11 protein-coding genes are annotated in these 12,650 nt (G+C 54.0%); 10 read left to right on the top strand and 1 reads right to left on the bottom strand.

All coding sequences use genetic code 11. The annotated features are described in order from the left end of the window. The first annotated feature begins 5 nt into the window (after nt 1–5). From DHN12_RS07420 to DHN12_RS07405, 4 genes are all read left to right on the top strand, one after another. On the top strand, nt 6–443 hold the full coding sequence (locus DHN12_RS07420; RefSeq protein WP_058276667.1) for a nitrate reductase cytochrome c-type subunit: 438 nt from the start codon (nt 6–8) through the stop codon (nt 441–443). A 29-nt stretch (nt 444–472) separates the two neighbouring features. After that, on the top strand, nt 473–1,174 hold the full coding sequence (locus DHN12_RS07415) for a NapC/NirT family cytochrome c (RefSeq protein ID WP_058272027.1): 702 nt from the start codon (nt 473–475) through the stop codon (nt 1,172–1,174). Nucleotides 1,175–1,187: 13 nt separating this feature from the next. Continuing rightward, a complete protein-coding gene (locus DHN12_RS07410) occupies nt 1,188–1,445 on the top strand; it encodes a hypothetical protein (RefSeq protein WP_108859619.1) in 258 nt (85 codons plus the stop codon). 275 nt (nt 1,446–1,720) lie between these two features. Then, complete coding sequence (locus DHN12_RS07405) at nt 1,721–4,027, top strand: fatty acid cis/trans isomerase (protein ID WP_234416574.1); 2,307 nt, start codon at nt 1,721–1,723, stop codon at nt 4,025–4,027. A gap of 314 nt (nt 4,028–4,341) precedes the next feature. On the opposite strand, the gene DHN12_RS07400 is transcribed toward DHN12_RS07405, so the two are convergent. Continuing rightward, nucleotides 4,342–4,953, bottom strand: a complete 612-nt coding sequence (locus DHN12_RS07400) for a TetR/AcrR family transcriptional regulator (protein WP_108859617.1) — start codon at nt 4,951–4,953, stop codon at nt 4,342–4,344. A gap of 745 nt (nt 4,954–5,698) precedes the next feature. Here DHN12_RS07400 and DHN12_RS07395 point away from each other — a divergent pair. The 6 genes from DHN12_RS07395 (at nt 5,699) to DHN12_RS07370 (ending at nt 12,609) form a co-directional block, all read left to right on the top strand. Next, nucleotides 5,699–6,763 (top strand): hypothetical protein, encoded by a 1,065-nt coding sequence (locus DHN12_RS07395; RefSeq protein ID WP_108859616.1) that lies wholly within the window; start codon nt 5,699–5,701, stop codon nt 6,761–6,763. 208 nt (nt 6,764–6,971) lie between these two features. Beyond that, on the top strand, nt 6,972–8,390 hold the full coding sequence (locus tag DHN12_RS07390) for an MFS transporter (protein WP_108859615.1): 1,419 nt from the start codon (nt 6,972–6,974) through the stop codon (nt 8,388–8,390). A gap of 170 nt (nt 8,391–8,560) precedes the next feature. Beyond that, entirely contained in the window at nt 8,561–8,833 is a 273-nt protein-coding gene (locus DHN12_RS07385; protein WP_108859614.1) for a hypothetical protein, read from the top strand. A gap of 18 nt (nt 8,834–8,851) precedes the next feature. Next, nucleotides 8,852–9,283 carry a DUF2141 domain-containing protein gene (locus tag DHN12_RS07380; RefSeq protein WP_108859613.1) on the top strand — a complete coding sequence of 144 codons (432 nt, stop codon included), beginning with the start codon at nt 8,852–8,854 and terminating at the stop codon, nt 9,281–9,283. Between the two features lie 166 nt (nt 9,284–9,449). Next, nucleotides 9,450–11,222: a DUF1800 family protein gene (locus DHN12_RS07375; protein WP_108859612.1), complete on the top strand. Its 1,773-nt coding sequence runs from the start codon at nt 9,450–9,452 to the stop codon at nt 11,220–11,222. A 4-nt stretch (nt 11,223–11,226) separates the two neighbouring features. Beyond that, entirely contained in the window at nt 11,227–12,609 is a 1,383-nt protein-coding gene (locus tag DHN12_RS07370; RefSeq protein WP_199913483.1) for a DUF1501 domain-containing protein, read from the top strand. Nucleotides 12,610–12,650 lie beyond the last annotated feature (41 nt).

The raw sequence follows: 12,650 nt of genomic DNA, 5'->3' as shown, positions 1-12,650 counted from the left end.
CCAAGATGAACAAGCCAACCCGAACAGGCCTTATAGCCCTTATCCCCGTTTTACTCTTGGGTGGATTCGCCCTTGCCCAGTCAGCTCAGGTAGAATCCCTGCGGGGTGCCGATGTGGATGAACTGATCCCTCTGGAACAGATCCACAAGAACGTCGAAGGGCGCATGCAGCGCAACTATCGCCAACAACCGCCGCTGATCCCGCACTCGGTCGAGCAATATCAGATCGACACGCGCACAAATCAGTGCCTGTCCTGCCACGACTGGACTAAAGCCGGCGAACGCAACGCCCCGACATTGTCGATGACTCACTATCTGGATCGCGACGGCAACGAGTTGGATCACATCGCAGGCACCCGCTATTTCTGCAACCAATGCCACGTACCACAAGCAGACGCACCGCCATTGGTTGAAAACGTCTTTCAACCGTCCTCGGGCAATTAATCCAACGCAAGAATGAAAGGAGCACCAAGATGGCAGACTCTCCTGAAAAACGCGGGTGGATTGGCCGCATCTGGAACTGGATCTGGACACCGGCGGTTGCCTTTAGCTCGGGTTTTCTGATCCTTGCGGGTTTTCTGGCTGGAATCCTGTTCTGGGGCGGCTTCCACTGGACGCTTGAGCTGACGAATACCGAGGAGTTCTGTACTTCGTGCCATACGATGGAGACTAATCTGGGCGAGTATCGTGAGACGATCCACTACAACAACCACTCCGGTGTGCGGGCTATCTGTTCCGATTGCCATGTGCCACATGAGTGGAATCACAAGATCAAAGCCAAGATCATGGCAGTCAAGGACGTCTATCACGAGCTGGCAGGCACGATCAGTACACCCGAGAAATACGAAGAGCATCGTCTGAGTATGGCGACCGCCGTCTGGAAGAAGATGAAGGCCTCCGACAGTCGCGAATGCCGGAATTGCCACAACTTCGACTATATGGATTTCACGTTGCAAGAAACGCGCGCTGCCTCTGAGCACCAACGCGCCATTGATGAAAACATGACCTGTATCGATTGCCACCAGGGCATCGCCCATAGCCTGCCGCCCGGCTATCAGGAGCGGTATCAGGAAGTGACCGAAACTCTGGCCAGCAAAGCGCAGGGTTCGTTGCAACAACAGGCCGCAGCTGACGGCGATGACATCAAGTCATTCCTGAGTACTCGGGCAGACTGAAAAGGGACACGAAATGCTGGAAATTCTGGGAACAATCGGGGCCAACGTCATCAGTCTGCCGGGTATCCTTGGGCTGGCCCTGGGAATGATGACTCGCCGCGTTTGGCTGGGCGCATTGATGGGGGGCATTGTCGGGGTGTTGGCAACCTTCGTATTCGCTCATGGTTCATTTGCCGCGGTCGATACATTTGAGCTGTTGATCGCAATTGGCATTGGCCTTTGCGCTGGTAGCGTGGGATCGGCCATACGCATCAAGGGGGCAACGGTCTGACACTATTGCCAATCTAAGATCCAATTACATTTACTTTGCCGCATGTGAAACTGCGGCAAACAAACCCAGCGGTGCCTCAACGTAACAGTTCAGGAAACACGACAAACGAAATCAATTCAGTAGTATAACCCTGTTAAGGCCTTTGGGCTTGGCGTGATGGTCAATCAAAGCAAACCATTCAGACGGGGGAACCTATGCTGCGAACGTTACAAAACTACCGTTTTTTGACCTGTGTTTTTGCGGCTTTTATTGCGTTTTTGTTTGCTGACCAAAGTTTGGCCCAGTCAGATGCAGCAGCGCCCGGCGCGACCATTGACGACAAGCTGGAAAATGCAGACTGGGCCAACGTGCAGGATATCCTGAACCACCGCTGCGTGGTGTGCCACAGCTGCTACGACGCGCCCTGCCAACTCAAGCTGACATCCCCTGCCGGCCTTTTGCGCGGTGCCAGTAAAGAGGCGGTTTACCACTCCGAACGGCTAAAAGATGCGCAACCAACACGGCTTGGCATCGACGCGCACACAATTCCCGGGTGGCGGGCTCTTGGGTTTTTTTCCATTCTTACGTCATCCGAGGTGACCGGCGCGGGTGGATCGGTGTTAGAGCGCTCTCTTAAGCTCGGCAGGCAGGCCCGTTTGACGGCTAACACGCCTGTCTCAACTCAGCTTGGATTGTCGATTGATCGCCCCTTGACCTGCCCTACAACGCAGGAATTCGACGCCTTCAGCACAGCAAACCCAAGGGCGGGAATGCCCTACGCCACGGCCCCTCTAAGTGAACAAGAATACCAGACCCTCATGTCATGGCTTAAAAAAGGTGCGCCCTTGCCATCGACTTCACAAGAAATCCCTCAGGACATTCAGGATCAGATCACAAAATGGGAGGCCTTTCTGAACGCGCCCGACCTGCGCCATCAATTGATGAGCAGATATATATACGAACATCTGTTTCTGGCACGCCTCCACTTTCCAACCGACAATCCAAGACAGTTTTTTCAACTGGTGCGGTCCGCCAGCCCGCCAGGATCAAAGATCGAGATCATCGCGACACGCCGTCCCTTCGATAGTCCCGGCCCAAGGCCGTTTTATTATCGCCTGCAGGCATTCGACGAAACGATCGTGCACAAAGATCATCTGGTCTATAGCTTTGGGCCGGATCGTTTGGCGCGATACAAGCAGCTATTCCTTGATTCGGCCTGGTCCGTCACTGACTTGCCTGCGTACGGAGAAGACGAAGGCGGCAACCCCTTCAGCACCTTTGCCAACATACCGGCCCGCAGCCGTTATCAGTTTCTTTTGGACGACGCATTGTTTTATGTGCGCAGCTTCATCCGCGGACCGGTCTGTCACGGCGAAACCGCTGTTGACGTGATTGAAGATCGGTTCTGGGTCAGTTTCCTTGATCCGGATGCCGATCTGTCCGTCACAGACCCCAGCTTTTTGGCGGACGGGGCGGCCTTTCTGGAATTGCCAGTGAGTACTGCAGATATAGGGTTCTTGGGGGACCTTCACGGAATGTCCCACGAAAACCAGATCAAATACCTTGAGTTTAGGGATGCCCGATATCGCAACAGCGCGGCGCACAAAAACGGGTTTGGATATGACGTAATCTGGGATGGTGAGGGCACCAATCTCCAGGCGCTGATTACCGTGTTTCGGCATTTCGATAATGCCTCTGCTATGACCGGGTTCCACGGCGGCATCCCCGAAACCGCATGGGTTATCGATTATCCGGTGTTCGAACGTATTTATTACGACTTGGTCGCAGGCTTTGATGTTTTCGGTCGGCTCGAACACCAGCTTTCAACCCGGTTATTCATGGACGAACTGCGGATGGAGAGTGAGGACACTTTCCTGAACTTCATGCCGCGCGGCGACAGGCAAAGGATGCACAAGACCTGGTACCAAGGAGCTCTGGCCGAGCTGCACACGTATTGGCACCGGCGCCGTGTCGATGACAGTTTTCCGACTGGCATAGATTTTAAAACGGAAACGCCAAAGCAAGAGTTTCTCCTAGAACTTCTAAATCGTGGCAACGGACTTTGGGCTATCGAGGACACGATCAACAGATGCAAAGGGGCCGACTGTTCGAATGGGAGTTCAGAAGTTGTGGACAACTTGCGGGCGCTCGCGGATCAAACCGGCGATTGGGTCAGGTATCTGTCAGATGTTTCCCTGCTTTTGGTGGAAAACGAAGATGGTTCCACATCTCTCTATTCGCTGCTCCACGACAAGGCCCATTACAATGTGGCGTTCCTGTTTGAAGAAAAAGATCGCAGGAATCCGCACGCCGACGTGCTGACCATTCTGCCGGGGGTGATCGGAAGCTATACGAATTTTTACTTTCGACTTAAGGAAGCCCAGCTGGCGTCCTTTGTAACCGAACTCAAATCGGTGCGGTCGCAGGCCGGATGGATCGATATCGTAACCACTTATGGGCTGCGCAGGACAAGCCCGGGGTTTTGGGAAACCAGCGATCAGGTGATGACCATGTTTTTGGCAAGCGACCCCATTCAGGCAGGCGTGCTGGACCTGAACCGATATAAGGACCCTCGATCCGATAGCGATCCTGAAAACAACTAAGTCAGCCCATTGCAATAGGGGTGCCTGATCATTCCCACTCTATCAACGTGACGCAGAAAGAAAACCTAACACCTAGGCCACGTCATCGGGCCAAACTGAAGTAGCAGTAAGCACAGAAAACGCGGTTGGTGCAGCATTTGCAAAGCCATTGCGTCATCGTTTTATTTATTTTTTGTTATGACAATATACTGCATGCAAGAGCTCCATCAGCCAAAGATAATCGGCGGAAAACCGTGCCTACAACCCGAGCGGAAACAGAACGAACATACGCCCCGGCAAGCGAATAGCGAGACGGCCGAGTATTGGTCCGTAACTTACTTTTCACCAGTCAGGTAACCTATAATGCGTTTTAGGTGCTGCGCGATGTCCTCGGCCGTGATTGGCATCCCGGCTATGCTTTGCTGGATGTAATACCGAAAGGCGCCGTCCAGCATCACATAGATTTCCACAGCACGCACATCATCGACAGCAAATTTCTTACCGAGCTCGTCACAAATTGCGACAAACCGGGCCTCGACGTCAGCAACTCGCGGCCTGAGCTGGCTATCGAACATAGCCTGATTGCGGATGTCATACCAAAGCCTGTGCAGATGCGCATAGTTGATGATCGACTGGGCAAACAGCTCGATATAGGCACCGCGCGCCTCGCGTGGGCTGAGTTCTGCATCAAGAATTTCGTTCAGCTGTGACGTGAACCGGTCGACCGACAGATCTACGCAATACAACAACAATCCCTCTTTTTCGGGAAAATAATACTGTATTTTGCCCAGCGATACGCCGGTAGAGGCCGCGATATCCCGCAAGGTGGTATTGGCATATCCAGCACGCGCAATTGTCGCAATCGCGTTCTCGGCAAGTTCCCGTCGCTTCTGTTCTCGGTTCCTGTCGCGCTGTTTGGCCCGATTCTCTGTCAAATTTCGCGTCATCTGCCTTTCCTAGCGCAAATCCCGCAAAAGTGTGAGCGGAACCCTGGTGTTTGTGGGAACTGGATCAAAGCCCTGAAAATACAACGTTTGCCGCGAAATATTATTCCAATTCTGACGTACAATACAAACGTATTGAAAAGTTGTCTGCCATGTGCAACAAATAATTGTCATATCCGACAAACAACAAATCGACGGGTAAACAGCAGGGGCAGATCCATGACCAATCCAGAGCACATTCGGGTCATTGATGAAGTTCGTGCAAGACAGTTGTTCGGTAACGCGGCGCAGACCCAAGAGGAGCGTGCCAATCAAAACATCTAAACAACGAGGAGGTGTCAGCCCGGGGATACTCGCACCGCACTAACCAGATCAAAACCCGGCCTAAGACTGGGCTGCAATAAACGACAGGGACTATGAAAAATCGCGCAGTCGGCTTGTTTGCCGAACCAATTGGTATTGCCTGCTGCAAAGCGGCCGACATCAGGGTCGAGGCATTGCATTCAACGGAAGACAACGTTCCGCCATCGCACCTAATTGCGACGGCCTCACGCTGCGCGCCTCCCTGCTGCACCACAAACAGTTTCACAGGCCGGAAGCGCAACCATTTGAAGACACGTCATTCGATGGTTGCACGACCATGCGCAAACCACGGCGCTTTCAACAGGCCGCCGCGCCCTAGCGCCACGGTCACATCAGGTCCCCTCGGCACAATTGAAGACACAAAGCCGAGGAAAGGGAGGGAAGAATGAATAAAATTGCAACATTGGCATTGGGCGCGTGCTTGATTTCAAGCCCAGCATTTGCCGGCGGAATCGAGGGGTTCCCATCGGTAAACCGGTTCCTTTTTGAGCAGGGCCGTTATGTCGAAATCACCGGAGGATGGGCCGATTCAAAAACCGAAGGCACTGAGTTCGGACAGCCAACAGGTAATGTTACACCCAGCATTAGCGGCCTGTCCCTGGCTTACAAACAGGATGTAGGCGACAAATGGGCAGTCGCAATCCACGGCTTCAACTCGGTCAACTATAAGCTTCTATACCCAACTGGTACGGGCGCCCCGTCTGCTGGCACCAACGTCCGGTATCGCGGCACCGAAGTCGCTTTGATGGCGCGCTACAAATTTAATGAGAATTTTAGTGCCTTTGCCGGGGTACGGTTTGAAAAGATTAACGATTTCAGCGGTGCACTGATAAATCCCTCTCTCAGCTACTCGCTGGATTCCGAGGGTGACTTCAATCCCGGTTTCCTTGTGGGTGCCGCGTATGAGATCCCGTCGATCGCGTTTCGCGCCGACCTGACATACTACTCGGAAATCGATCACGATCTGGATGGCGTCGAACAGCTGCAACCCCTTTCGCCATCTGACGTGACGACGCAATTGAGCACCCCTCAGACAGTCGCACTGAACGTGCAAAGTGCGATCAAGGGCCCTTGGGGTGCCTTTGGATCGATCCGCTGGAGGAACTGGGATGATGTCGCCGTACAGTCTCCGGTTCTTGGCGGTCCGCTTGCGGAATTTGCGGAAAACTCGGTCGACTACCAAATTGGCGTCGGCTACCTACTGAACCCGAAATGGTACTTCTACGGCATTCTGTCCCGCTCTGAACCTGAAGGCGGTTTTGGTGGCTTTGACTACGAAGGCGGCGGCAAAGGTATCACACTGGGTGCCGTGCACTCGATCGGTCAGACCCGAATTCTGGTTGATGTCACGTATGGCACGCTTGGCGATGTGAACGAACCTGACGCGGGCCTGCAGATCCGGGATGTTTCCGGCACCGCTGTACGTGTGAGCCTGTCGCATAACTTCTGATCAAGCACCCGACCGCGAACGCGGTCGGGATTCGCTCTCCACTACGCGAATGGCCCCTGCTTGTTGCCTGTTGCTTCGGCGGTCATTTGCTTCTCAAACGCGGTCGTTAGGCACCTTTTCTAACACCTTTGACAAAAAACGATCCTTGTGATCTGTTTTGAGTGATCGTTCACTCACCGTATTGCTGCAACCAAGATCCGGAGGAAAAATGAACACCAGTACTGAAAGCCCACCGGTCAGCATGCAGTTGTTTTACGGGGCGGGCGGCATAGCCAACGGCATCTTGTCGAACGGGCTGAGCTTTTTCCTGCTTATCTACTACAATCTGGTCATCGGTCTTCCGGCCGAGACGGTGGGGTTTGCCCTTTTCATTGCTCTGATGTTCGACGCTGTGTCCGATCCTGTTGTCGGTTACTTGTCGGATAACACACGTTCTCGGGCCGGCAAGCGCCACCCGTTCATCTACGCGGCGATCATACCTGTCGCACTCCTGTTCTGGTTTATTTGGAACCCACCTGCAGCACTGACCTCAGAGACCCAGCTGTTCTGGTTCCTGCTGATCACAACGATCCTACTGCGGACGGCGATGACGTTGTTTGACGTTCCACACAACGCGATGGTGCCAGAGTTGACCAAGGACTATGGCGGACGAACCATGTTGTCTGGCCTCAAGGTCTCGGTCACCTGGATTGCCGGTCAGATCATGGTCATCGCGATGTATGTGATCTGGTTGGTTCCGACCGACACGATGCCTTACGGCATCCTAAACCAGGCCGGCTATCAGGAAGCAGGCCTTGTCGGCGCAATCCTCATAGCGCTGGCTATCACTGTCACCGCCTTGGGCACGCGCAAATGGCAGAATAGAATGCTGGATATTTCGCATGTGGCGACCTACAGCATCTCTGGGTTTTTCAGACAGTTCTTCGCAGCGTTCAAGCTGCCCGCATTGCTCGCCATCTTTGTCAGCTCGGCCGTTTTCGCGGTGGGCGCCGGGATCGGAGCAGCTTTGTGGACCTACCTGACCTCGTTCTTTTGGGAGCTAAACAATGACCAAATAGCTCTGATTCTGATGGCCAACCTGATCGGCGCTTTGATAGCGGGCGTAACCCTGAAACCTATCGCACGATCCGGCGACAAGAAATCGAGCGCCATATACTTGTCGATTCTCTCGGCAATTGTCGGTGTCGCCCCTTACGTGCTGCGTGAAATCGGGTTCTTCCCTGCAAATGGCACAGAGCTTCTGATCTGGTTGCTGTTTATTCACGGCATTCTGCAAATCATCCTGATTGTCTGGACCACATCTTTGCTGACGTCGATGACCGCGGACGTCGTTGAATTGGGTATCAGCCAGAACGGTTTCCAGAACGAAGGGATCATCACATCGGTCATCACATTCGTGCTTAAGGCGGGCACGGCTGGCGGGTTAGCGATCTCTGGAATGTTCCTGGCATATGTTGGCTTTCCGGAAGCGCCAGATCAATCGAATCTGACCCCCGAGGTCACCCGTGCACTAGGATGGAACTATGCCTGCCTTAGCCTCGTCATATACATGGCCTCGATTGTTGCCCTGATGTTCTACCGGTTGGATAAAGCGCAATTCGACCAGCTTCAGGCAATCCATGACTAAAGAGTTGGCACGTCGCCCGCGTGGACGGAACTTCAACTGATCAGCAATGGCGGCAAGCCAGAATAATACACAGCCTCTTCAAAGCCACACAGTTTTTTGAGGCATAGGTAACCCTTCGTCGTGCCCACTTTGATGCGGGCACAAACCCCGAAAATAGATAGAGAAGTTCAATGCAGTATCTCAAATCCCACCCCCTTTCTTGGATCATCTTCTTATGCTTGCTGTTGGCCACATGGTTTCAGGTCTACGCGATCTGGGGGTTGCTGTTTATGTGGTGGGCCGCCTCATCCTTCATGACCGGTCAGGCCTTTTTGATTGAAACAATCGACAGCCGAGAAAACCCGCCGCTTTTCTACGCCATCACGATCATGTGGTTCGCCTTCGGGCTGCTTTACGTCGTGCAGGATCTCGCATGGCGTCTGTTCGGAATTTACATTGGTTAACTGTTCTGGAGAAACTCAATGACCAAGATTGCATTCTTCGCTGGCCTTATGGCTCTGGCGACCTCTCAGGCTACGGCTGGGGACATACAGATCGATATCACTGGTGTCGACGCCGGACGCGGGGGCGTCATCCACGTCCTGGCATTTGACGATAAGGCCGCATTTGACCAAAGCCAGATGGCGAAAATCGTGGGCTACGCGAAGATCCCGGCCTCAGGTAGCACAGTTTCCGGAACGCTCGAGAACCAGAAGCCCGGACAGCTTGCGATCATGATACACCATGACCAGAACGACAACGGCCAGTTCGAGATGAAAGGGCCGATCCCGCAAGAAGGTTGGGCTTATTCCAAGGGCGCAGGCGTCAGATCGTTGCCGGCGTTCGAAGACGCGGCGATCGAATACGATGGCAATACCTCATCGCTTGGTTTGAAAATGAATTACGCAAACTAAGGCTACCCTACAAGTTTAACCCCAACTGCCCCGGAAACGGGGCATTTTTTTTGCGGATATCGGATTCTTTAGGTTGAAACAGCGGGGCTAAGTTTTATTTTGTCGTATATGACAGTTTATTGAAGTCGCAGCCGCTGTCGTCAGATCTAAAGGACCGCCATCCACCATGAAGTCATCCCTGGAAGACACCAGTCGATTCTTGATGCAGGCCACGCTTGGGGCCGATCAGAGGTTACTGCATCAGGTTAGCAAGACCGGCCCGGAACGCTGGTTGGATGATCAGCTGAACGCCTCGATCGGAAACAAAGGGCCGTTCGAAAAATCCACTCGCAAGATTTGGAAGAATTTCAGAAAGCGCCTGAAGCGCGCGCATGGCGAATGGGCGATCAACGGCGACGGAAACAACCCCGCCCTGCCCTATAAATGGTATTTCCAAATGGCTTGGTGGAACCACACCCTGACGCAACGCGACGACCTGCTGCGCCAGCGTGTTGCGCAGGCACTGTCCGAGATCCTGGTCATCTCGGACGCCTCATCGCTAGAGCTGGATGCCATCGGGATGGCGAATTACTATGACCTGCTCTATAAGCACGCGTTCGGCAGTTATTCAGACCTTTTGTACGATGTGTCGATGCACCCGATGATGGGTATCTACCTGTCGCATATGACCAGTCAAAAGGCGAATGAGTCCAAGAACATCCATCCGGATGAAAACTATGCGCGTGAGATCATGCAGCTGTTTTCGATTGGCTTGTTCGAGCTGAACCCCGATGGCACGGAAAAACTGGATGCCAGTGGGAATCCGATCCCGACCTATGACAATCGCGACATCAAGGAACTAGCTCGGGTCTTCACCGGCCTGTTGCCCGCAGCCTATAAGTACGAGTGGAACACATCGTTCTGGGAAAACAGCTATAACGGCTATCCCGTTCAGTTTGATGACGGGGTTGAAAATGCCTATAAGACAGTGCCCTTCATTGACGCCACAAAACCGATGATCGTGGAAGAAGCCTTTCACGACCGCGGCGCAAAATCCCTGTTGAACGGTCGTCTGACCCTGCCCGGCGATCAGCCCGGCCCAACGGAAATTCGTTCGACCATCGACCAACTGGTTGCCCACCCTACGACCGCGCCGTTCATCGCAACACATCTGATCAACCGGCTGGTCACCTCCAATCCCTCGCCCGCCTATGTCGAAGCGGTGTCCCGGGCATTTGGTCCAAACGGAGATCTGAAAAGCGCGGTTCGCACAATCCTGACCTACCCATTGACCAATGAGGTTGCCGCCAAACGTCTGCCTTCGGCATACAAATCCCCGACACAGATAGTACAATCCCAAAAGCTGAAATCGCCCTTGCATCGCGTCACGCAGGTTCTGCTTGCGTTTGGAGCACATAACCAAACCGGCAAGCTGTGGCTGCTGGGTGATGACATTCAAGAGGCGCTGCAGATGCATCCGCTGTCCGCGCCCACGGTGTTCAATTTCTACAAACCCGACTTCACCCCGCATGGCGCATTGCAGAAGATGGGCCTTCGCGCGCCCGAGTTCGAGCTGCACACGGCCGCGACCTCGGTCGCTTATGTCAACAACATCTACTATTGGTTCTTTGGCGGCTACTTGCCGCTGGTCTCGACTCAGATCGGCACGGGCCCTGAACAGATGATGGTGATGGAATTTGACCCCGATACACTATGGGCCAATTCCAAGAACGCGCTGCGCTTCGACCTGAGCGAAGAGATCAAAATCGCACAGAACCGAGGCCGTCATGATGAGCTGATAGATCGGATTTCGGTCCTATTGACCGGTCGGACTGATGCCGAAGTGCGCAAACGGATCAAGCAGGCCTATGTGCAGTATGCGGACAATCCCGAATGGGTGGTGCAGACCATCGCCTTCATGATTGCCGTTTCCCCAGAATTCACCGTGCAGGAGGCCTGAGCCCATGCTGATCAAATCCTTTACGCGCCGGCAGTTTTTGGCCTCGACCGGTGTTGCCGCAACTGGCGCAATGATGGGTGCCGCCCTGCCCGGTTTGGCGCAAGCTGGGACGGGAATGATCAAGCCCGCCCGCAGGGCGCTTGTTTTTGTTATGTTGGATGGTGGCAATGACAGCTTCAACATGCTGGTACCAAAAGACAAAATCGCGCACGGCCAATACTCGAAGACGCGGGCCAATCTTGCCCTTTCGCGAGGTGAGCTGCTGGACTTGGATACGCCCAAAGATCGGCTGGGCCGCAGCTTTGGCCTGCACCCGTCGATGCCCGAGGTGGCCGAGCTGTTCGATCAAAGGCGCCTCTCTTTTGTCGCCAATGTTGGGCCCTTGGTCGAACAGGTCCGGAAAGAGCAGTTCTATGACGGCTCGGCCGCACTCCCCCTGGGACTGCTGAGCCACGCGGACCAGTTCAAACACTGGCAAACCTCGCGCCCGGATCTGCGTGTGAATGACGGATGGTTCGGGTTCTTTGCTGATGACCTGCAGCCCTCAAAGTCGGCGCACGAGATCGGAATGAACATCTCGCTGGCCGGAAACAACATTGCGCAAAACGGCAAGATAGACTTGCCATATTCAATCACAGACAAGGGCAGCGTCGGTCTATACGTGAAAGAAGAGAAAAGTCCGCTCAACGACCTGCTTTTGGACAGTTTCAACCGAATGATGAATGCCGATCAAAACGGCGATCCCTTCCGCGAGACATATCTGAACCTGACCCGCGACGCGCAGTCCAAACACGACACGTTCAAATCAGCAACCCGCGGGATCAAGATACCCCGGTCCTTCCCGTCTTCGGACCTCGCGCAACAATTGCGCATGGTCGCCAAAACGATTGCCGCCTCGGACCGGCTGGGTCACGAGCAGCAGACGTTCTTTGTGCGCTATATCGGTTGGGACCATCACGATGAGCTGTTGACGAACCATGCCCGTATGCTGCGCGTATTATCCGAAGCCCTCGGTGCATTTCAGGCAACGCTTGACGACATGGGGTCAGCTGATCGTGTTGTGACGTTCACCGGATCAGATTTCGGCCGGACGTTGACGTCGAATGGCAACGGTACGGATCATGGTTGGGGCGGCAATACTCTGGTTATGGGCAACGCTGTCAAAGGCGGGCAAATTCTGGGGGATTACCCCGAACTTGGCCTAGCCAGTGACAACCAGCTTGATGTGGGCGACGGTGTTTTGATCCCAACGACCTCGACCGATCAACTTTATGCTGACCTGTCTATTTGGTTTGGTGTGCAACCTTCGGCACTGAACACTCTGTTCCCAAATCTCAACAGATTTGCGGATGTGGCGGGAGGAGAAAGGCTTGGGCTTTTCACCTAGACCCACCGCCCTCAAACACTTCGCCCCACCGGGAAGCTTGA

The organism is Ruegeria sp. Alg231-54 (assembly GCF_900143525.1).
In the GTDB taxonomy this organism is placed as follows: Bacteria; Pseudomonadota; Alphaproteobacteria; order Rhodobacterales; family Rhodobacteraceae; genus Ruegeria.
This window is presented reverse-complemented; position numbering and strand designations above follow the sequence as displayed.

What these genes read in the sequence shown, in the direction of transcription:
- DHN12_RS07420 (WP_058276667.1), top strand. Translation starts at nt 6, where the DNA reads ATGAACAAGCCAACCCGAACAGGCCTTATAGCCCTTATCCCCGTTTTA.
- DHN12_RS07415 (WP_058272027.1), top strand. Translation starts at nt 473, where the DNA reads ATGGCAGACTCTCCTGAAAAACGCGGGTGGATTGGCCGCATCTGGAAC.
- DHN12_RS07410 (WP_108859619.1), top strand. Translation starts at nt 1,188, where the DNA reads ATGCTGGAAATTCTGGGAACAATCGGGGCCAACGTCATCAGTCTGCCG.
- DHN12_RS07400 (WP_108859617.1), bottom strand. Translation starts at nt 4,953, where the DNA reads ATGACGCGAAATTTGACAGAGAATCGGGCCAAACAGCGCGACAGGAAC.
- DHN12_RS07395 (WP_108859616.1), top strand. Translation starts at nt 5,699, where the DNA reads ATGAATAAAATTGCAACATTGGCATTGGGCGCGTGCTTGATTTCAAGC.
- DHN12_RS07390 (WP_108859615.1), top strand. Translation starts at nt 6,972, where the DNA reads ATGAACACCAGTACTGAAAGCCCACCGGTCAGCATGCAGTTGTTTTAC.
- DHN12_RS07385 (WP_108859614.1), top strand. Translation starts at nt 8,561, where the DNA reads ATGCAGTATCTCAAATCCCACCCCCTTTCTTGGATCATCTTCTTATGC.
- DHN12_RS07380 (WP_108859613.1), top strand. Translation starts at nt 8,852, where the DNA reads ATGACCAAGATTGCATTCTTCGCTGGCCTTATGGCTCTGGCGACCTCT.
- DHN12_RS07375 (WP_108859612.1), top strand. Translation starts at nt 9,450, where the DNA reads ATGAAGTCATCCCTGGAAGACACCAGTCGATTCTTGATGCAGGCCACG.
- DHN12_RS07370 (WP_199913483.1), top strand. Translation starts at nt 11,227, where the DNA reads ATGCTGATCAAATCCTTTACGCGCCGGCAGTTTTTGGCCTCGACCGGT.